Genomic DNA, 21,100 nt, shown 5'->3' with positions numbered 1-21,100 from the left:
GAGTAGGGGGGATACAGCATGAAGATTCCGCGGATTGTTCTGGCGGGAACCCATAGCGGCGTTGGAAAAACAACCCTTGCTACAGGTCTAATGGCAGCCTTGAAAAAGCGCGATCGCCCAATCCAAGGGTATAAGGTTGGGCCGGATTACATCGATCCCAGTTATCACGCGGCTGCTACGGGAAGGGCTTCCCGCAATCTTGACCGCTGGCTGCTGGGGGATCACCTGCCTTCCGTCTTTGCCCAAACTTCTGCAGAGCGTTGGGCTGTGATCGAAGGTGTCATGGGTATGTATGATGGGATGAGCGGAACCGCTGGTTTTGGGAGCACCGCCGATGTGGCTAAACTTCTTGACGCTCCAATCATCCTCATTGTTGATGCCTCTTCAATGTCGCGCAGCGTTGCAGCACTTGTCCATGGATTTAGTACCTATGACCCTCAAGTAAAACTTCAGGGAGTTATTCTGAATCGAGTAAAATCTTCAGCACAGGAAAAAATACTCAGGGAATCTCTAAGTGAGATTCAGATTCCAGTTCTTGGAGTCTTGCCTAAGGAATTATCCCTTAAACTTCCCGAACGACATTTAGGGTTAGTGCCTGTAGGGGAAGGCGGGCTTTTAGAAGGTTTTATCGAGACACTTTCAGGGTTGATTACCCAACATGTTGACCTAGATCAAGTCGAAAGCATTATGCTGGGTGCACCTGAATTTAATGAAGGGTTAGATACTAATCTCAAACTAAAACCTAATTCTGGAACACAAGCTACGAATAGCAACTTTAGATTAGGCTTAGCCTGGGATGAAGCATTCCTTTTCTATTACCAAGATGCTTTAGACCTTGCTGAACGCTTAAAGGCTACCATTGTACCCTTTAGCCCTTTACACGATTTGTCCGTTCCCGAAGATCTGGATGGGATTTTCATAGGCGGGGGTTTTCCGGAACTTCATCTTAAACCTTTAAGCGAAAACACCTCATTCTTAGATTCCCTGCGTTCCTATGCAGCAAGTGGCAAACCTATCTATGCTGAATGTGGTGGGTACATGTATCTTGGGAAATCCATCAAGGATTTTGAAGGAAACGAGTTGCCTATGGCTGGTCTTATACCTATGAAGGCCGAAATGACAAAACGCTTACAAGGGATCGGCTATCGTAAAGGAGTCTTTCGTGACGATAATTTTCTCGGTCCTCGCGGGACGATAGTTCAAGGACATGAATTTCACTACTCAAGGGTGCTCTATGATAAGGAATATCCTCCCGTTTACGAATTGTTCAGAGGGGACGAAGCACTTCGAATGGAAGGGTATGCTCGGGATAATATAGTCGCATCTTATCTACACCTTCATTTTGCCGGACATCAAGAGTTACTGGAACATTGGTTTGCTTCCCAATCAGGGAGATTAGGGGTATGATAACAGTCTATACTGGTCAGGGAAAAGGAAAAACGACCTCAGCTATCGGAGAAGCCGTGTTTGCCTATTCTGAAGGGAAGCGCGTTCTGATGGTTCAGTTTCTAAAAGGGAGTACTTACAGTGGTGAACATATAGGTCTTAACCGTTTAGGAATTCCACTTATACAATTTGGAGTGGGTTGTCGTTGGTCAGGAATGATTCGAACCGGGTTGAAACACTGTACCGGATGTGGAGAATGTTTTCGAGAAAACCGCAATCCAGAAATCGCCTTAGAGTTAGTTCAACAAGCCTTTGCATTTGTGTTGGCCCAAGTTGAGAAGAAAACATATGACGTTATCATTTTAGATGAAATAAGCCACGCATTAAATCGAGGTTTTTTGGATTTAAATCAATTAAGAGAACTTTTGTCTGCCGGGTCCCCATTGCACCTACACTGGATTCTTACAGGTCGGGGGATGCCTGCTGCCTTAGAGTCAGAGGTAGACAATTGGTGGGATCTAAACGCGTTAAAACATCCTTTCTCTAAAGGGATTAAAAGTCGTAGGGGGATTGAATATTAATGGACTTCGCAGTCGGGTTGGCCCGGTGTCCGGGAACATGTGGAGAATGGGTACAAGGGGCTCGCAAAGGAGTACCATTTCTTATAGATTGTCCCATTGACCGTTTTTCGGAGGCTAGGGTAGCATTGAGCTTAGATGCTGCTGGCTGGGATCTTCCTCTAAATAAAACTAAAGCACTCCAAGTATTAGAATTACTCAAGGAAAACTTAGGCCTCCCGCAATTGGGAGGCAAGGTAGAATTCTTTCATCAACTTCCAGAAGGAAAAGGGATGGCTAGCTCTACCGCTGACATTACAGCTGTTGCGGCAGCAGCTCTGATGGCTCTAGGAGAAGATCCGGCACCTGAACGCTTAGCACATCTTGCTTTACAGATTGAACCGAGCGACAGTGTGATGTTTCCCGGTATCACGGAGATCGAACATGTTCAGGGTCATAAGCATCGCTTGCTGGGATCCTCAATCCCTGCCCTGTTTTTGGCCTTGGATTGGGGGGGCATTATCGATACGAGAGCATTTAACGCTCGGCCTGGGTTAGCAGAACACTATCGCCGCCATGAGAGTGAGATTGAAAGGGCGCATAGCTTAGCCTGTGAAGGAATAGAGCAGGGGGATTTAGAAAAACTGGCAACAGCAGGAACAATCAGTGCAAGGTGCAATCTGGAAATCAATCACAAGTCTTTGTTTGAGCCTTTCTTGACCTGGGTCCGTAAAAAGGGTGGACTGGGTGTGGTGACTGCTCATAGCGGTACCTTGTTAGCTGGGGTATTTCCGCAAACTAGCGTTTATAGTCTTGAAGTTAGCAAGAAATTACGACTTGAAGCTCAGCAACGGTTTTCACCTGCCTACCTCGATCTCTTTCATAGTCATTCAGGAGGAATTGTCGCAGCTAAATCTAAAATAACTGAGAATACGGGGTGATACTATGCATGGTGGAAATCTCCGCAGAGCCCAGGAATTGTATGGTTTGGACTCCTTTATCGACCTCTCCGCAAATATTAATCCCTTTGGACCTCCCTCAGGGGTTTGGGTTTCCTTACAAAAAGGTATGGAAGATATTGTGAATTATCCAGATCCTGAAAGCTTAGCCTTACGAAGAACACTTTCTCGTCACTTGGGACAACCTATGGAAACGATTATGGTGGGTAATGGTGCAGGGGAATTAATTTTTACGGTTATGCAGGCTTTGAAGCCACAAAAAGTAGTTATTCCTATTCCAACGTTTAGTGAATATGAACGGGCTGCGCGAGCGGTTGGCTCTGAAATACAGTATGTTCCCCTTGGCCCCCAGGGGTGGGCAACGTTTAGTCGAAGGGATGAAGCAAAGAATAACCCTGATTATGAGCGTGATAATGACCAGATGTGGCGAGAACTCCTTAAAGGGTGTGATCTACTTTTTCTCTGTTCCCCTCATAATCCGACAGGAAGTGTCCTAGAGCAAGAAACCTTTGAACTCATTTTAAAAATTACTAAAGAGATCGGATGTAATATCCTGTTTGATGAGTCCTTCTTCGACTTTCTGCCCAATGAGTCTCGTGAGTCCGCTCGAGGCTATATGGCAGATAATGAGCACCTTATAGTTTTGTACTCCTTAACGAAGTTTTACAGTCTTCCAGGGTTACGTTTAGGAACAGTTTTTGCTCATCCATCCTTACTTAAATCCTTTGAGCAATATCGTGATCCTTGGTCTGTCAATGTTTTGGCGCAACATGCAGGGATAACGGCTCTGGAGGATGCAGACTATCCTGATGACGTAAGAGAAAAACTACAAGAGAGCAAGTGCTATTTTTATGGTGAATTTGCCAAATGTAACTTTGAGAATTTGCGACTTTGGCCGACTTCTGTAAATTTTGCTTTAATTGAGGTTTTGAACCAACCTCCGGAGAAATTGATTAAGCATTTGGGGTGTTTAGGGATTCTTGTCCGAGATTGTACTAGCTTTGAAGGACTTTCAGGTTATTTTATTCGCGTAGCAATTAAGGATATCTATGTTATGGGACGGTTAATTGAGGGTTTAAAACAATTCTTTATAAATGGTGGATAGAAAATAAAACTTCAGTTCTTTTTAGATAAGATACATCAATATAAAACAAAAAAATCCATGGGCGTAAGACTAATAAAAGATTAGAATTATAGTACAATTCAAAATTTAAAGAGTATCGACTCGTACAATCGTTTTTAAGAGTAGAGCTCCAAGTAAATTTCCAGAATGTTCACTGTCCAAAAAATCTTATCAAAATTTGAGGAGGAACTTACATGTTAGTTGTCGGAGAATTAATTAATGCCAGCCGCAAGGCCATTGGAGAAGCCATCAAAGCACAAGATGCGGAATATATTCAGAAGATAGCAAGGGAACAGGCCGAAGCCGGAGCAGATTATATTGATGTTAATGCCGGTATCTTTGTTGGCAAAGAACCTGAATATCTGCAATGGCTCGTGAAAACGGTCCAGGAGGTTGTCGATAAGCCTTGCTGCATCGACAGCCCCGATCCGAAGGCTATTGAGGCTGCTTTATCCGTGCACAAGGGGGTTGCCATGATCAACTCCATCTCTCTGGAAAAGGAGCGTTATGATGCGTTAATGCCCGTTGTTGCTGGTTCAGACTTAAAAGTGGTAGCACTTTGTATGAGTGACGAAGGAATGCCAGAAACCATGGCTGCGCGCTTAAAAATTGCAGAACAACTCATTGATGGACTTGTTAAAAACAATGTGCCCTTGAATAATATTTATGTTGATCCGCTAGTTCAGCCAATCTCTGTTAATAACACGTTTGCCGTAGAATTTATTAATTCCGTTGAAGCCATTATGACACAGTTTAAAGGAGTCCATACCATATGCGGACTCTCTAACGTATCCTATGGTCTGCCGGTCCGCAAATTTATGAATCATGCCTTTGCAATTATGGCCATTGGAAAAGGACTGGATGGTTTGATTATTAACCCATTAGATCAAATGATGATGGCTAGCTTGGTTACTGCTGAAGCACTGGCTGGTCGAGATGACTTCTGTGTTAAGTATCTTAAGGCCTTCCGCAATAAGCAATTTGACTTCTTAGGCTAATCATTAGGCTAAGAGATTGTTTGGGCTGTAACAATAGAACTATTGTTACAGCCCTTTAAATTTTTTTATCTCAACCCACCAACCTCGCTTAATGCAGTTAGAAGCAATTCATGTATATATTGTCGCAAAGAAACAGCTACGGTTTGATCCTCAAACTGTGGCTGTTACCTTGTACTTAGTGGCATTTATCCTTCTTACTTAAAGATGGCAGTCAACTTATCTTTATTTAGGTTTTTACCTATAAAACTTACAATCCCTGTTGTTGCGTCCGTTGATTCCGATATGGAATATTGCCCGTCAACATAGTTAAACTCATAGAATCTATTGCCAGTATTTACAATCCCTTTGCCTCTTACGACACCCCCGTACCCACCGTTTTTACAGGTTTCTAGGATAGTCTTAAGTTTTTCTACTCCCAGTATTCTAGACGTTTTTAGCCCTAGGGAATCAAAGTTGTGGGCCAAAAAGAGTTTAGACTCATGCAGTGTATATTCAGGATTTACATTAAGGAAATTGCTAATATCTTGGTTTGATAGTTTGCTCCAATCCTTAGAAATAATTGGAGCCGTCAGGTTTATGGTTCGTAACCCTTCTTCTACTTCGAGGACTTGTTCTAGGTTGAGAAACTGAGACTTGCTAATAACCAAGGTTGAAGCATAGGAAATTTGGTTCTCAAAGAAGCCAGAGTACCCTTGTTGATGCTTAGAAAAATTTTGAGCATCAACAACCGTCGTTACAGAGTTGATAAAACACTTACAGGAAATCTCAGGGTCCTTAAAAATATCAAAAATCTCACCTAAGATAAATATCCCGGATGGTTCAAAGATGATACGATCAACATTTTGGCTTAGGATTTGTTTTAGAGTAAGAAGAAAGTCTCCCTTGAGTTTACAGCAAACGCAACCATTGGATAATTCGTAAACCTCAAAACCTTCAATTCCCAGGGTCTCTCGATCCACATTGATCTCCCCAAAATCGTTTTCAATCAAGACGATCTTTTCATCAGAATTAAGGGATTGTAGGACTTTTTTGACTAAGGTAGTTTTACCAGCCCCTAAAAAACCAGAGATAATATCAAATTTTATCATAATGCAGGCCTCCATCAATCTTACTTACTCATTTAAGTAAGCTTAATGATAATTGCTCAAGTATTCCATGGATTATTCTGTTGATTTGAGGATTTTTGATTAGTTTTAAATGGAAAAATAGACTTGCATTTATTCACTTACCTAGCCACTTTCCCATTATTGATTAACTATTGTGAGAATACTGAATTGATAAGATTAATCAAGATAAAACAAGATAGTCCATGGGAAGATTCACTATAAACGATTAAACTAATCACAACGAACTAATCAAAAGTTTTGAACATTCTTTCCATTTTACAAAATATGGATCTTGAGAGTGATTCTTGATTAGAAAGAGGTGACCAACGGAAAAAGAGAGGCGGATCAAGCCTACCAGAAGCATGAGATTTATAAGACGTAGACAATTGGGGGAAAACTCTAAAATAATTTTTTAGGAGGATATATATGTTTGATTTTACAAAGTTAAGTAATGCAGTGATCGAGGGTGACAACGAGCAAGTTCAGGTTTATGTCAAAGAAGCCATTGACGCAAAGGTTGATCCACTTACAATTATTAATGAAGGGCTTATCGGCGGAATGAATGTTGTTGGACAACGTTTCAAGGTTAATGATATGTTTGTACCAGAAGTATTGATGTCAGCTCGCTCGATGAATGCAGGTATCGAATTGGTCAAACCATTTTTAGCAGGCGGTGAAATGAGTAATAAAGGTACCGTTATTATCGGAACCGTTAAAGGGGATTTACATGACATCGGTAAGAGCTTAGTCGGTATGATGCTTGAATGTTCAGGATTCAAAGTAATCGACTTGGGTGTCGACATTTCTCCAGAAGAATTCATGGCTGCTATTAAAGAAAATGATGGCAAGATTTTAGCCCTTTCTGCTTTGCTTACCACAACAATGCTCTCTATGAAATCAACTATTGACGTGTGTGTAGAACAAGGAATGCGAGACAAGGTAAAAGTCATCATCGGCGGTGCACCGATTTCTCAAGAATTCTCGGATCAGATTGGCGCAGATGGCTATGCCGGAGATGCTGCTGCAGCTGTTGAACTAGTAACCAAGTTACTAAAAGATAATGAAATGGTAGCAAGATAAATTATATTAGAGGAGGGACTATTGTGGCAAATCTTCAATTTACGGAGCTCGCATATACCAATTTAGACGAATTTATATACGGACAGGCTAAGAAACCCGTTGTATGCAGTAATGGAATGGTTATTGGTGGGGGAACTGTTTACCCGGAAGTAAACTTAACTCTTCCTACTATGTTAATTAGTGAAGAAACTATGCCAAAAGTATTGGCTCAGTATGAAGAAATGATTCACGGTATTTGTTCTAAAGCACATGAGCTGCTTTCACCTGGAATCATTATTGAAATCGAGCTTCTTCCTCCTTGCACCTTTAATCCTCAGTGGGGCATTGATGTCACCAAAGTGGTTAAAGGAGTAATGAACGAATACTATACGAAGTTTGGCTTAAAAAGTCTCTTAAGAATGACCGTTGTTGATGTCCGTGAAGGTAAAACTCTTGCTCATATGTACAAAGGAGAGCATTGGGATAATGTCATTAACACCTTTAGAGGGTGTGCAGAAGCTGGGGCTGACTTCTTAGCGATTGAATCTATTGGTGGGAAACACTTACATGATGAAGCTGTTATGAATTGCGATCTACCTAGAGCTTTGTTCTCATTAGGTGTTGTTGGTTGTAGAGATATGGCTATTTTGTGGGATGAAATTGTTAAAATAGCAGCTGAAACCAACTGCATCCCTTCAGGAGACACAGCTTGCGGCTTCGCTAATACCTCTATGGTTATGGCTCACAAGAATTTCATTCCAAAGGTTTTTGCTGCCATTGACAGAGTTATGTGTGCAGTCCGGACATTAGTCGCCGTAGAACGTGGTGCACAAGGACCAGATAAAGATTGCGGTTATGAGGGAGTTTATCTCAAAGCGATCACTGGGACACCAATTTCCATGGAAGGCAGAACTGCTGCCTGTGCTCACTCGAGTTCTGTAGGAAATATAGCTGCCTGCTTGGCTGACTGCTGGAGTAACGAATCCGTTGAAAACGTAAGATTGTTGGGTGGAATGGCTCCGACTGTCTACATTGAGCAATTAATCTATGATTGCAGAATTATGAACGTAGCTGCATCTCGCGGCTCTGCGTTTGAAATGAGAGACATTTTGTCGGAATCTGATAGAATGTTCGATCCTCAAGCCTATATCTTAGACCCCGCAGTGGTTCTAAGAATCAGCCAAGAAATTGTCAAAGGAAAGACCCATTTTGAGCGGACAAAAATCGCTGCTGCCACCACTATTAAAGAATTGCGATCCGCTTTCCAAGATGGCCGGGTTCAATTAGATGCTAAAGAATTGAAGTATCTTGACATCTTTGAAAAACAATTAAAATCGGTTCCAGATGATGAAGCTGAGTTTACTCAATTCATGATTAAAAACAGTACACTAGATAAATTTGATCCAGAAAAATATGATTTTAATGTAGAGTCTGCTGCAAAATAATAGTATTTAGTCCATTATGTTTCTTTAAAAAGTAACAACGGCGCTCGTGTCTCTGACTGGCTTAATTTTACAAACTATAGCCTGAGACATGAGTGCCCCTTTGAATTATCTGCTTTTGCGAGTTTTAAGAATCGTGAGAAAAGTAATTTTTAATGTGTTATAATATAAATAATCCCTTAATTCTCTATTGTAATACCTAATTCGTGTTACTTTCATTATCTTGTTTCAGAAGTTCATGAGTATTTGCGCATTTATTTAAGTGTGAAACCTGCTTTTGGAGGTGCAATGTGAATCAAGGAGACTTCAATCAAGAAAAGAGATTACAGTGGCTTGAGCAACTAGTCGGAAGAAATCTATTAGACAAAATGTTATGTTCGTTTTCAAAGTCCACAGGGTTAAAGGCCATTTTGGTCGATAATAAAGGTAATACATTGATCTCGACTGATCATGCAATCAACGACTGCAAATTTTGCGAAATGATAAGATCTGATAGTAATGGGGCGAAAAAATGCCAACGCTCCTATGCAAGAGCATGCACTGAAGCTGCAAAATATGGTGAACCTTATATTTTCCGCTGTCATGCGGGCTTAATAATGTGGGCGGCACCTATTTTATTAGATCAGTATGTAGGATCAATTATTTGTGGACAGGTACTTATGTGGGAACCCGAAGACTATTTCTTAGAAGAAATTGAGGAAATGGTTAAGGGACTTAATATAGATGTTTCTGCTGTAAAATGGTCAGCTGCTCAATTAGAGATCATGTCAAGCGATAAAGTGCAGGCTGCTGCAGATCTGTTATTTGTTGTAGCAAATCAAATTATGCAAAGCGGCATGACCGTTCTAGAACAAAGAAGAGAAATAATGGCGCAACAGGCCAGATTAGCCGAAGAAATTCAGGCTCGCAAACGTGCTGAAATCGCTATGTATAAGATTGAATCGAGAACCATCAGTAGTCATTCCTTAGATAAAGAACAAGAGCTCAAGTCTGCAGTGAGAAATGGAGAAAAACTTGCAGCTGAGCAACTGTTGGAAAAATTGTTAGTTGATATCTTAGCGAAAAACTCTCATATAGATACTCTAAAAACTAGAGTAATGGAACTTGTCGTAATTATATCAAGGGCAGCAGTCGATGGTGGGGCTGATCTAACGGAAGTGCTGCAACTAAACTCCATGTTTTATCAGGAATTGTTAGAAATTACCCTTCCAGATGAACTCTGCCTATGGTCTGGAACTATGTTAGAAACATTTATGAATTATTTAGACACGAACAAAAACCAAAAAAATCAACAAGCAATTCAGAAAGCTGCCGAATATATCCGAAATAATTATCGCAATAAACTGACAATTGATGAGATAGCCCAGGCAGTTTATCTTAGTCCATGCTATGTTAGTAGAATCTTTAAACAAGGTCTGGGTTGTACTTTGATGGAATATCTTACACAAGTAAGGGTGGAACAAGCGAAAATAATGCTGAAGAACCCTAAATATAACGTGATGCAAGTCGCGGAAGAAAGTGGTTTCGAGGATCCTGGCTACTTCACTAGAGTTTTCAAGAAGCTTGAAGGAGTTACTCCAAGTCGATTTAAACAATATGCTTTATAACAGAAACGAGGAGTGGGGTATGAGTGGTAACTACAGAATTAGAATTAGAATTAATTACGAATGCTCTGGTCAAAGGGCAAGCCAACCGAGTTAAGACCCTCACTACATTAGCCATTGAAAATGGGGTCACTCCTCAAACTGTTTTTGAAAAAGCATTGCTGCCGGGCATGCAGGTGATAGGAAGCCAATTTAGAGATAATATTATTTACATTTCTGATGTCTTGGTATCCTCAAGGGCTATGCACGCGGGTTTACACGTATTAAAGCCTATCCTGTCGGATCCTAAACACTCTTCCCTTGGTAAGGTCGTGATTGGTACTGTCGCTGGGGATTTACATGATATTGGAAAAAACCTGATCGTCATGATGTTTCGCGGTGCAGGCTTCGAAGTTATTGATCTTGGCATTGATGTCCAAACTGAGGATTTTGTAGAAGCGGTTATAGAGCATGAACCAGATATTTTAGCCATGTCTGCAATGCTTACTACCACCTTAGCCATGATGTCCGAAACAATTCGGGAACTGGAACGTCGTAAACTTCGTGACAATGTCAAAATAATCATCGGTGGAAATCCAGCAACCCATGATTTTGCCCAAGCCATTAAAGCAGATGGCTATGCCGTTGATGTCTTTAAAGCAGTTGATTTGGCTTTGCAACTAGTTTAAGAAGTTTCGGAGAAGTGTCGGAGGGACGGAGTTGTTGACACCACTGCTCAAAATGGTGTCAACAACTCCGTCCCCTTGTTATCTTCCTTGTGTGGTATTATTTATGCTATCTTAAGAGGAAATTTAGGAAAGATGACGAATATTGTATTCGTAGCATAGAACTTGTAGGGATCACTCGAAATAGTAGATTAAAGCATCGAAATGCTGTAAATGAGTTTTATAAACTAGTCGAGGCATTCCTGCCTTCGCCTTGTGAGAGGCTTGAAGGCGGGAGTTTTTCTGCCTATAAGGGTAAAAAGGAGATAGAGATAATGAATAAGGAAGATATCGCTAGCATACGCAGAGAACTAAAAACAAACAACTCAAAATTAAAAATTCAAGAGATTTGCAGTTACTATGTTAAACAAGATAGCAAGGCCATCCTTTGTTCGGAAAAAATGTATTTTGATATGATGGATGAGGAAAAAAAGGAATTGTATTTAAAAAACTTTAAAAAGATATTATCGGGTAAGATTGATTCTAAGATTTTTGAGTTGGAGTTTAAAAATAATAAATTGGGCAAAAACTTGACTCAAAAGCATATGTTCGATACTTTACGCACAGATAATTTTAGTGAAGCAACATTAATTATTGTGAATAAAATCCTGGAAGAAACCTGTGAGATTTATGAGAAGGATTTTATGATCACCTTTGTACGGGGAGAGGCATATAAATCAGCTAGAAAAGACAATAACGAGCTTGATGATGAAATATCCTATACTCTGGGATTCTTTTTAGGTAGTATCTGCCCAATCATTATGCCTAAAAAATCTCTGAAATTTGATTTTGAAGAAAGGGAATTTATCACAAGTGTTCCTATGAACGCTATTATTAATACTGAGGCTCCGATAGAAGGCTTTATGTTCCCTTCGTTCAGTGATAATGCAGCGGACACTGACAAGGTTGTTTATTATACACAAAAAGAAAACCAGCCCAATCAATTGTTTGTAGATAACATTCTCGATTGTGAATTCAAACCGACGGCAAAAGCTGAAAAAGAGCGCTTTTTAGAAGTTGTTCGAGATGTTGTAGGAGCAGAAATTGAGCCTGAAGTTGTTTCGAACATATATGAGGAACTTGGTCGTAGGCTAGATGTTGAGGCTGAAAGTGGAGAAGTTTCTTTAATAGGTTTGAAAGATATGGAGAGAATTTTAGAAAACAGTGGAATAAAAACTGAAGATAAGCTAAGATCCTCGTTTTTGGAAGTATTAGGTGCGGAAAATTATGAGTTTAAAGCATCAAGTATTACCCCTAATCAGGGAACCAAGTCGATTAAAATTGACAATAACACAGCGGCGATTACAATCGGCCCACAAGATATAAAAAATGTTAAACAAGTAACCAAGGATGGTATCCGATATTTGATGATTCGAATTGATGACACGGCTACCCTTGAAGGCTTTGATTTAGTAACGGAAGAATTTTAACTTATTGATTAATCAAAGGGATTCTTAACATCATAGGTCTCTTCCTCAAATAAAGCAATGAACGACCGGGCACTTTTAGAATGATAACTATCTTTTAGCCAAATTACCCCAACCTCAGATTGCATGGGAGTATCCAGAATGTCGAGTATTTTTATCTCTGCTATTGGAAAGGATGACATCACTGACTTAGGTAAGATTATGGCTCCAATTCCCGCGATCACTAATGCTATACTGATTGCTACACTCGAACACTCACAAACAATGTTGGGTTCAAAACCAAAACGACGGCATTCATTTACGACTTTTTGATTCAACCTCACCGTCGTATCACTTTTTAACGCTAAAAGAGGGATATTGGAGATATCTTCTAAGCGAAGGAAGGATTGAGGAAAATCCCATTTTTGTGGAATTGCAATCACAAAAGGATCGGAATGTAAGGGTAAGACAGTGTACTTCTCAGCCGGATAATTAGATTCAAAGGGAAGCCGGGTAATAACCAGTTCAACAGTTCGCTTTTCTAAATACTCTCCAAGGGGAACATGATCTCCTTCCAATAGTTTAAATAAAACTCTAGGATATCTTTCGTGAAATTTTTTGATTTTAGGAGGAAGTAGAGAAACACAAGAAAATACGGAACCAATAGACAAGGTTCCTTGAAGTCCCTGATCGATTTCTTTAATTTCTGTCATCGTTTCATTGAATTGATGCAACAAATTTTTGGCTCTTTCTTGGAGGATTAATCCTGCTTGAGTGAGCCTTATTTTTTTTCCACTACGTTCAAACAAAATAATCCCTAGTTCCTCCTCCAACAGCTTAAGTTGTCTACTTAAAGGTGGTTGTTCCATATTTAAGTTTTTGGCAGCCCGGGTTATATTCTCTTCCTTGGCAATTGCCAAAAAGTAACGTAGCTGTCGAATGTCCATAAAACGCAATCCCCCTAACTTTAATACCTATTCGGTATGATAATCCTATAATATTGATATTTTTTATATATTAAAAATGATGATATCATATTATAAAATAAATTCAAATTACTTGATTAGCATAAATAGGTCAGCAGCAACAAAAGCCTCTGGGAAGTGAAAACAGTCAAATTGATTCTAAAATCAAGGAGGAGCGCAGATGTCGACTAATTTAAATACCGATTGGGGAAATATAGGATTCTCCTATAGAAAGACCAACGCAAATTATGTTTCCTTATGGAAGAATGGCGTTTGGGATGAAGGAAAGCTGGTGAAGGAGAACACATTAACCATCAGCATGGGATCCCCTGCAATTCACTATGGCCAGCAGTGCTTTGAAGGGCTGAAAGCCTACAGAAGAAAAAATGGGAGCATAGGACTTTTTAGGGCCGATCAGAATGCAAAGCGTATGCAGGAAAGCTGTAGGAGGATCCTCATGCCAGAGGTTCCGGTAGAGAAGTTTATTGAAGCTGTTAAAATGGTTGTCAAAGCAAACGAAGAGTTTATTCCTCCCTATGGATCCGGAGCAACATTATATATAAGACCTTTTGTGATCGGCGTTGGCGATAACGTAGGGATCAAACCGGCCACGGAATATATCTTTTGTATCTTCGTCACCCCGGTTGGACCATATTTTAAAGGTGGAATGTCTCCGATCAAATTGGTGGTTTCTGAGTACGACAGGGCTGCACCGTATGGTACAGGAGCAGTTAAGGTGGGCGGAAATTATGCGGCCAGCTTGTTGCCCCATAAACATGTTACCCATGAAGGCTATACCGACTGCGTATACCTGGATCCTAAGACCCATACAAAGATCGAAGAGGTAGGTGCTGCAAACTTCTTCGGTATTACAAAGGACAATATATTTGTTACCCCAATTTCTCCATCGATCCTCCCCAGCATTACGAAGAACTCTCTTCTTTACATTACTGATAAGGTCTTCGGGATGAAGGTGGAGGAAAGGGATGTCTACGTTAACAACTTGGATGAGTTTGCTGAAGCAGGTGCCTGCGGTACAGCGGCGGTCATATCGCCCATAGGCAGCCTAACGAATGGCAAGGATAAATACATCTTCTACAGCGAGACAGAGGTAGGACCCGTTACAAAGAAGCTTTATGACCATCTAATAGGAATTCAGTTCGGTGAAGTGGAAGCTCCGGAAGGATGGATGATTGAATTTAAATAAATGCTATATGTTTGATAACCTCGACACAAGAATATCGCAAAATAATAAAAATGATGGCTATTGAATTTCTTGTTCAATGGCCATCATTTTTATTTCATAGAAACTTGAGTATTAGACTACTAGTTAAACGTTTTGGAGATAACTAAACTCTAACCAATCTTCTAGGTTGACTTAGAATATCTGAGAAGGGCGGTGATATCATGCTATGGTATCTTGTATTAGGCATAAATCTTATTCAGATCATAGTCCTTGGAAGAGTTATACTTCTGGAAAATCGTCCTCCCGAAAAAACCGTTGTTTGGCTCTTCATGCTAGCACTTCTTCCTGTCTTAGGACTTATTTTATATATTTTATTTGGACGTAAAACTCAAGGGCCGTTATTCTTTAGTAAACATAACAAAGATAATCCATTAAAACGATGGATTAACCAGCAGCAAAGGGATATTAAAAATGGACAGATGATTTCTGATCCAGATACAAATTCTGATTCTAAACTAATAAATCTTCATTTAAACTCTGGTTTCGCTCCTATGACGGTTCACAATCAAGTAGAGGTTCTTATGAACGGGGGAGAGAAATTCAGAGCGTTGTTTAATGCCTTGGAAGGGGCATCCCATCATATTCACCTAAGCTATTATATATTTAAAGACGATGAGATTGGTGAAGATGTTCTGAAGATCTTAACTCGTAAAGTAACTGAAGGTGTGAAAGTACGCGTCCTACTTGATGGCATGGGAAGTCTTTCGATTTCGGGCAGTTTTATGAAACGTATGCGCAAAGCAGGGATTCAAGCAGAATGGTTTTTTCCCATTCGTTTTCCCTATATTAGTTCGAAATTAAACCTGCGGTATCACCGCAAACTTGTTGTTGTGGATGGACGAGTCGGTTTTATAGGTGGACTAAATATCGGAGACGAGTACTTATCCCGTGATTCGAAATTAGGTTTTTGGCGAGACACACATATAAAAATAGAGGGGGAAGCTGTTCATACCCTCCAATCCATCTTTTTAAACGATTGGTATTATGTGACTGGAAAAGAATATTCGGGAGCCAGTTATTTTCCCCAAATGACTATTTCACATAAGCTACCCCTGCAAATACTGGCTAGTGGGCCAGATTCAAATTGGCCATCTGTTTTGCAGAGCTTCTTTAGTTCAATAACAATGGCTAAGCAAAGCATCTACATAGAAACTCCTTACTTTATCCCAGATGAAAGCTTGATCATGGCCTTGAAAACGGCAGCACTTAGTGGTTTAGACGTGAGGCTACTTGTCCAGGGAATTCCAGAACACAAATTAACGTATCTGGCAATGAACTCGTATTTCGAAGAATTACTACAGGCGGGGGTAAAAATTTTCAAATACATGAAAGGAACCCTTCATGCTAAAATCCTTCTCATAGATAATCATATTGCTTCAGTAGGGTCCGCTAATATGGATCTGCGAAGTTTTTTCTTAGATTTTGAGATCAATGCTTTCATCTTTGACCAATCTTTGACAGGGCAATTGATACAGAATTTTAAGTCGGATATGGAGGAGAGTAAGGAAGTTAAGCTTGAGGAATTTCAAAATCGTTCAGCTATTACAAGGTTCAAAGAATCCTGTGCTCGTTTGTTTTCTCCGCTTTTGTAAATTGATTACAATGATCTTACGAAAAGGCGCGGTTTCTGTAAAAAAAGGGGAGAGGTTTCTAATTTTCTAAATATGAGGGATCTATACTCATTCTTCGATACAGGGGTGCAAAGTCCCCTCCTCTCTCCATCAAATAACACCTCAATAATTGATACAATTATAGAAGAAAAAAAGTTCAGTTAATACTGGGCTTTTCAGATTTATGTTTTGTTACCTTTTTGTTATAAGATGCACCCCTCTTAGGAACAATTTCTACCTAATAGCTAAAAAGTATAGGAATCGCTTAAAAGGAAAATAGGGTTAGTGGGCAAGTTTGATGTTCCCCGAAGTAGGATAACTAGAAGTTAATGAAGAATATATTTAGATTGGAGATGAGAAGATTAAGATTAGACAATGGTCAACCAAAGGTAAAATATTCGAACAGGTTCGCATTAAGAACAATTAGACTGATAATTAACGAAGTGCGTAAAAAAACCGTTATATGACATTGCTGGGTACTCGTTTTGGGGTTTTTGGTCAAAAACTAATCTATATGTTTGGAAACCTTTAAGCAAAGGATTTATTATTTGAAGAGGTGTATTAAAGAATGAATAAGTTTAGTGCTAGAAGAACAACTAACAAATATGAGCAAAAACTAAATGCTTCTCCAAAAGAAGTGTTCCCACTGCTTTGCCCAACAATGGAATATAAATGGATTCAACCATGGAAATGCGACATGATGTATTCGGAATCTGGATATGCGGAAGACAACTGTGTTTTTAAAACAGATTTTCCGGGAGATTTAGAACCTGAAACCTGGATTGTAAGTCAATATCAAAAAAACAAAACCATTCAATTCATACGATTTAACAATTCAATAGTTATCAGGCAGAATATCTTCTTAATTGATAATGAGGACAATACAACTACTGCTATTTGGGAACAAATAATGACTGGCTTAAATGACGATGGAAATAAATTCATCGAGCAATTTAAGGATGAAGTGTATTTTGAAGAAGTCTCAACATTGGGACAAATGCTAAATTATTATCTGGATAAGGGAGAAATGCTTAAGATTATGGATTAAATACATCTATTGTGGTTATAGGTCAAACTCATGTACTGCTGGCTTTGAAGTATCTCCATCTTCATTGGAAATGTTCATGGAATTAGATATTCCGTTTGGTGTGTCGGTAATAGTAGTATAAATAACTAAACACCAGCCAAAAAGTATAATTACAAATTAACCTACTTGGCTTTATTCTTATACCCAAGGGTAGCATTCTTTTAAGTTATTAGGAGTTTAAACGATGAACGTTTATGGTCAAATCAGAAAAGTTATTCAAGAATTTGAATTAGCAGATTTTTGGGATAAAGAGTGTGTTGATACTAAAGAGGTTTTGAACTGCATAAGAAAGACATGGACTTATTTGGAACGGTTCGTAAAGAATATTGAACCCGAATATACAAATTATCATACCCATAGACTTCAGAATACTGAGTATAATGACCTTTTAATAACAAAAGACATGTTGAACGACGCCAAGAGACGTTATTTAAGGTTAAAGTCAGAAGTAAAAAATGTTAAATAGTTTATTACTTTGTATATTTGGTTAATCAATTCCTTGCTTACATTTAATATCCCAGATGAAGCATGTGACATATGCCAATCATATTTACACTATTATTTTAACGAAGAAAGTAGAGTCTTAATTAAGAAATGTATTACTTGCGGCGCTCAATATAATGGTGTCTGCAAACAGCATAATTTCTTTTCCACAGCATTACGAGGATTTGAGACCAGCAAAAAGACAAGAGATAGAATCTATTATTAAGTTACCGATGTAAAATTTGAGGTGCCCGTATTTTACATAACGTTATGCATATTATTCTTAACACATGAACTTGAATGGATGGGTGAATATGAGTTTGCCTGATGAAAATTCATTGCTGTCACTTTTCGAATGTGAACCAAAACTTTTAGATAGCAATGTCCCTTTCTTCTATAACGAAGCAACGTATGAGTTTTACAATAATAACCATGAGAGGTTTTTAGTAAGCATTTGCCCCGCTTATAAGGATATTAAAATTCTGGTTTTCTCTGTTCACAGTAACGAACTACTCCAATCTTTAAATTTAAAGAGTGTAAAAGCAATTGAAATAGTTGCGGATAGAAGAGATGAGTCAAAGTTGATGATTAGTTTTGAAGGTGGCTCAATTATTGTTAACTTTAAACCAAGGTTTAAGGTGTTAGTGGACTATGCCAATTATCCGTAAATAACTTGTACACATAATTCTTAAACCGTGACGATGAGTAGGATGATGGGAATGAGGTAATATAGTGCAGAGCATATCTGTTCGATTTGGGGGTCAGCATGGATAAGGTTTGGAAAAAGTCTCTTAAAAAAGCGATTAAATCACAGGAATTAGAGGTCAGAAGGTTTATCTTGGAATTTGACCCTCTTGGCATTGGTAGCTGTTGTCCAGTAGATGAGTATGATGATTTAGTTCGCAACGTAGTAAGCATTTTAAATCGAAAAGATTACACCCTAGAGGATAGGAAGGAAAAATTAACGGAAATTATCAGGGGATATGCTGACATATCAATAAAGTATAACGATGAAGTTATTGAAACCGTAAATAGAATACTAGTTTGGTGGCAAAGTCAAACTATAAAATGAAAACTGGATGGTGTGTGGAGTCCTAAGAACATTATGTCAATGACTATCGCCAATTCACATTATTCTTATTTCGTACAGTGGCCTCTTACAAAAATAAACTTTACAAAATCCCATTTTGTTATGGTTACCATCGAAGCGAGCATAAATCGAAAATTGCACCTTTGGTGGTAAACTTTCAAGTGAGCGTTGGGTGCCATCTTGGTACCCTTTGAAGTAAGCGAATCCAAATATTGCTCATAAATAAACTAATATGCTGATATATTGTTTATGGGTGATTGATATTCGTATTAACTTAAAAGAAGCCATTTATCTTCTTACAGGGTGGTTTACCCTATTCATTATAGGTACTGATTTGTTTGTCATATCTCCTTTGTTACCGTTTATTGCTAAAGAATATGGAATTACCCCTGCTGTTGCAGGGTGGCTAGTTACTGTTTTTTCACTAATGTATGCCATTAGTGCCCCACTTTTTGGATGGCTTTCAGATCGCAAAGGTCGCCGACTTTTTATTGTTTTCGGTTTATTATCATTTTCATTAGCCAATTTTTTGACAGCCATTTCTTCTTCTTTTGCAATGTTAATAGCGAGTCGTATTTTTGCTGGTTTATCTGTTGCGTCAATAACCCCTTTGGTCTATGCAATTATTGGCGATACAGCATTACCTGAACGTAGGGGAGTATGGCTATCTACTGTAGTATCAGGACATCTTATGGCTTTATGGGCAGGAGCACCTATCGGAATTCTATTAGAGCAATTTCTAGGATGGCGTTCTGTTTTTATTAGTTTAGCTACATTTGCTGCTTTACTGACAATCTTAAACTTTAGAGTTTGGGCGTTAATAAATAGAGTACCTTCAGCTGAGGCACAGACAAAAGGAAATGCTTTAAAAATTATTTCTGCAGTGAGTGTAACAACTTTTTGGGCAATTGCCATGTATGCTCTTTATGTATTTCTTGGAACAGGATTGGTTTTATATAACCATTTTTCTTCAAGTGAATTAGCAGCCTCCATTACTGCCTACGGTATAGGGGCCGTAACTGGTAGTTTATCCAGTGGAAGAGTTACAGATAAAATTGGTGCAAGAATGGTATCAATATTCAGTACAGCCATGCTTATTGGTATACTTAACTTATTAGGTTTTTGCTTTTCATCGGGAATTTGGATTTATCTTTTGTTATTTTTGTGGGCATTTATTGGATATACCTCTTTTTCTTCATATCAGGCCCGTTTAGCGGAGGAATTCCCAGAAATTCGTGGTATGGCACTTGCCCTAAATAACACAGCACTATATATTGGGATTACGCTTGGCTCGATGCTAGGAGGTATTATTATTACAAAATGGGGATTTTATATTTTGCCATTTATCTGTAGTGGGGTAGCCTTAATAAGCAGCTTAATAAGCATCAAAAGGAAAGTATAAACTTCTAAAAGTACGTAACATTATTACCTTATGCAGTACTGAAATCGTATGTGGTTCAAGAGGCCAAACTAAATTGAAGAATTAGAGGCGAAATTATGTTCAGAGATATGAGAAGAAAAAAACAATTATTATCTGAGGAAGAGACAATTGAAATTCTAAAGTTATGCACCTCTGGAGTTTTAGGTGTAATTGGTGACGATGACTACCCGTATACCGTCCCAGTAAGTCATGCTTTTAAAGACGGCAAGCTTTATATTCATAGTGCAAAACAAGGGCATAAAATTGACAGCATAAAAAGGAATGATAAAGTAACATTTTGCGTAATAGAAAAAGATGAAGTAATACAAAAAACTTTTACTACACATTTTCGAAGTGTTTCCATCTTTGGTAGAGCTAGGATACTTTCAGATGATTACGATAGGCGATATGCCCTCGAAAGTTTAGTTGATAAATATTCACCTAACTATATTCAAGAAGGTCAGCAAGAAATTGAAAGAGAATAGGATAGAGTATGTTTGATTGAAGTTAAAATCGAACATATGACAGGTAAAGCAGCAATAGAGATTGTCAATGAAAAGAAGTAGTTCATATTATTTCTTATGATGCGTAATACCTGCTGTAGAGTTCTTCAGGGGCCGCCACGGAAGGCGGCCCCTGAATTTGGGAGCGTACGGCATCTTATAACAATGTGTTCCCGTAACCATGCCAATATGTTAATATGGCGCTACGGGAACATGGAAACGTTATGCGCATTATTCTTATTTTACGACGTATTATGTGAATATAAAAGCTTACCGGACCCTGAGTTGCCAAAAGGCCACGGCGCTGGCTGCAGCAACGTTCAGAGAGTCCACGTTATGGGACATGGGGATG

At 39.0% G+C, this 21,100-nt stretch carries 20 protein-coding genes; 18 read left to right on the top strand and 2 right to left on the bottom strand.

Annotated elements, in window-relative coordinates; all coding sequences use genetic code 11:
• Positions 1-18 precede the first annotated feature (18 nt).
• The 5 genes from HGJ98_RS12410 (at position 19) to HGJ98_RS12390 (ending at position 5,023) form a co-directional block, all read left to right on the top strand.
• Positions 19-1,407: a cobyrinate a,c-diamide synthase gene (locus HGJ98_RS12410; protein WP_291351726.1), complete on the top strand. Its 1,389-nt coding sequence runs from the start codon at positions 19-21 to the stop codon at positions 1,405-1,407.
• Positions 1,404-1,967 (top strand): cob(I)yrinic acid a,c-diamide adenosyltransferase, encoded by a 564-nt coding sequence (locus tag HGJ98_RS12405; RefSeq protein WP_291351725.1) that lies wholly within the window; start codon positions 1,404-1,406, stop codon positions 1,965-1,967. Before HGJ98_RS12410 ends, HGJ98_RS12405 begins: the two co-directional genes overlap by 4 nt.
• On the top strand, positions 1,967-2,884 hold the full coding sequence (locus HGJ98_RS12400) for a GHMP kinase (protein WP_291351724.1): 918 nt from the start codon (positions 1,967-1,969) through the stop codon (positions 2,882-2,884). The genes HGJ98_RS12405 and HGJ98_RS12400 overlap by 1 nt, the downstream gene beginning before the upstream one ends.
• A gap of 4 nt (positions 2,885-2,888) precedes the next feature.
• Positions 2,889-4,007, top strand: a complete 1,119-nt coding sequence (locus HGJ98_RS12395; protein ID WP_291351723.1) for a histidinol-phosphate transaminase — start codon at positions 2,889-2,891, stop codon at positions 4,005-4,007.
• Between the two features lie 212 nt (positions 4,008-4,219).
• Positions 4,220-5,023, top strand: a complete 804-nt coding sequence (locus HGJ98_RS12390; RefSeq protein ID WP_291351722.1) for a methyltetrahydrofolate cobalamin methyltransferase — start codon at positions 4,220-4,222, stop codon at positions 5,021-5,023.
• Between the two features lie 194 nt (positions 5,024-5,217).
• On the opposite strand, the gene HGJ98_RS12385 is transcribed toward HGJ98_RS12390, so the two are convergent.
• Positions 5,218-6,111 carry a GTP-binding protein gene (locus HGJ98_RS12385; RefSeq protein WP_291351721.1) on the bottom strand — a complete coding sequence of 298 codons (894 nt, stop codon included), beginning with the start codon at positions 6,109-6,111 and terminating at the stop codon, positions 5,218-5,220.
• Between the two features lie 444 nt (positions 6,112-6,555).
• Between HGJ98_RS12385 and HGJ98_RS12380 the strand changes: the two genes are divergently transcribed.
• The 5 genes from HGJ98_RS12380 to HGJ98_RS12360 all read left to right on the top strand — a co-directional run bounded on the left by HGJ98_RS12380 (position 6,556) and on the right by HGJ98_RS12360 (position 12,368).
• On the top strand, positions 6,556-7,209 hold the full coding sequence (locus HGJ98_RS12380) for a B12-binding domain-containing protein (RefSeq protein ID WP_291351720.1): 654 nt from the start codon (positions 6,556-6,558) through the stop codon (positions 7,207-7,209).
• 23 nt (positions 7,210-7,232) lie between these two features.
• Positions 7,233-8,633: a methyltransferase MtaB domain-containing protein gene (locus HGJ98_RS12375; RefSeq protein ID WP_291351719.1), complete on the top strand. Its 1,401-nt coding sequence runs from the start codon at positions 7,233-7,235 to the stop codon at positions 8,631-8,633.
• Positions 8,634-8,920: 287 nt separating this feature from the next.
• Positions 8,921-10,237: a PocR ligand-binding domain-containing protein gene (locus tag HGJ98_RS12370; RefSeq protein ID WP_291351718.1), complete on the top strand. Its 1,317-nt coding sequence runs from the start codon at positions 8,921-8,923 to the stop codon at positions 10,235-10,237.
• Between the two features lie 23 nt (positions 10,238-10,260).
• Complete coding sequence (locus tag HGJ98_RS12365; RefSeq protein WP_291351717.1) at positions 10,261-10,902, top strand: B12-binding domain-containing protein; 642 nt, start codon at positions 10,261-10,263, stop codon at positions 10,900-10,902.
• A 311-nt stretch (positions 10,903-11,213) separates the two neighbouring features.
• Positions 11,214-12,368, top strand: a complete 1,155-nt coding sequence (locus HGJ98_RS12360) for a DUF4317 family protein (RefSeq protein ID WP_291351716.1) — start codon at positions 11,214-11,216, stop codon at positions 12,366-12,368.
• A gap of 8 nt (positions 12,369-12,376) precedes the next feature.
• Here HGJ98_RS12360 and HGJ98_RS12355 read toward each other — a convergent pair whose 3' ends face one another.
• A complete protein-coding gene (locus tag HGJ98_RS12355; RefSeq protein ID WP_291351715.1) occupies positions 12,377-13,291 on the bottom strand; it encodes a LysR family transcriptional regulator in 915 nt (304 codons plus the stop codon).
• 199 nt (positions 13,292-13,490) lie between these two features.
• Between HGJ98_RS12355 and HGJ98_RS12350 the strand changes: the two genes are divergently transcribed.
• The 8 genes from HGJ98_RS12350 to HGJ98_RS12315 all read left to right on the top strand — a co-directional run bounded on the left by HGJ98_RS12350 (position 13,491) and on the right by HGJ98_RS12315 (position 20,730).
• The gene (locus HGJ98_RS12350) at positions 13,491-14,516 is read left to right on the top strand and encodes a branched-chain amino acid aminotransferase (protein ID WP_291351714.1); all 1,026 of its coding nucleotides are present in this window, start codon (positions 13,491-13,493) and stop codon (positions 14,514-14,516) included.
• A 200-nt stretch (positions 14,517-14,716) separates the two neighbouring features.
• Positions 14,717-16,147 carry a cardiolipin synthase gene (gene cls, locus HGJ98_RS12345; RefSeq protein WP_291351713.1) on the top strand — a complete coding sequence of 477 codons (1,431 nt, stop codon included), beginning with the start codon at positions 14,717-14,719 and terminating at the stop codon, positions 16,145-16,147.
• 586 nt (positions 16,148-16,733) lie between these two features.
• Positions 16,734-17,213, top strand: coding sequence for a hypothetical protein (locus HGJ98_RS12340; protein WP_291351712.1), 480 nt, complete (start codon positions 16,734-16,736; stop codon positions 17,211-17,213).
• Between the two features lie 223 nt (positions 17,214-17,436).
• Positions 17,437-17,718: a hypothetical protein gene (locus HGJ98_RS12335; RefSeq protein ID WP_291351711.1), complete on the top strand. Its 282-nt coding sequence runs from the start codon at positions 17,437-17,439 to the stop codon at positions 17,716-17,718.
• 331 nt (positions 17,719-18,049) lie between these two features.
• Entirely contained in the window at positions 18,050-18,403 is a 354-nt protein-coding gene (locus HGJ98_RS12330; RefSeq protein WP_291351710.1) for a hypothetical protein, read from the top strand.
• Positions 18,404-18,501: 98 nt separating this feature from the next.
• On the top strand, positions 18,502-18,807 hold the full coding sequence (locus HGJ98_RS12325) for a hypothetical protein (RefSeq protein ID WP_291351709.1): 306 nt from the start codon (positions 18,502-18,504) through the stop codon (positions 18,805-18,807).
• Positions 18,808-19,057: 250 nt separating this feature from the next.
• Positions 19,058-20,227, top strand: coding sequence for an MFS transporter (locus HGJ98_RS12320; protein ID WP_291351708.1), 1,170 nt, complete (start codon positions 19,058-19,060; stop codon positions 20,225-20,227).
• Positions 20,228-20,334: 107 nt separating this feature from the next.
• Entirely contained in the window at positions 20,335-20,730 is a 396-nt protein-coding gene (locus HGJ98_RS12315; RefSeq protein WP_367142728.1) for a pyridoxamine 5'-phosphate oxidase family protein, read from the top strand.
• The last annotated feature ends 370 nt before the right edge of the window (positions 20,731-21,100 follow it).

It is taken from the genome of Desulfosporosinus sp. (assembly GCF_014237355.1).
Classification (GTDB): domain Bacteria; phylum Bacillota; class Desulfitobacteriia; order Desulfitobacteriales; family Desulfitobacteriaceae; genus Desulfosporosinus.
The sequence above is the reverse complement of the archived record's forward strand: the minus strand, read 5'-3'. Positions and strand labels throughout refer to the sequence as shown.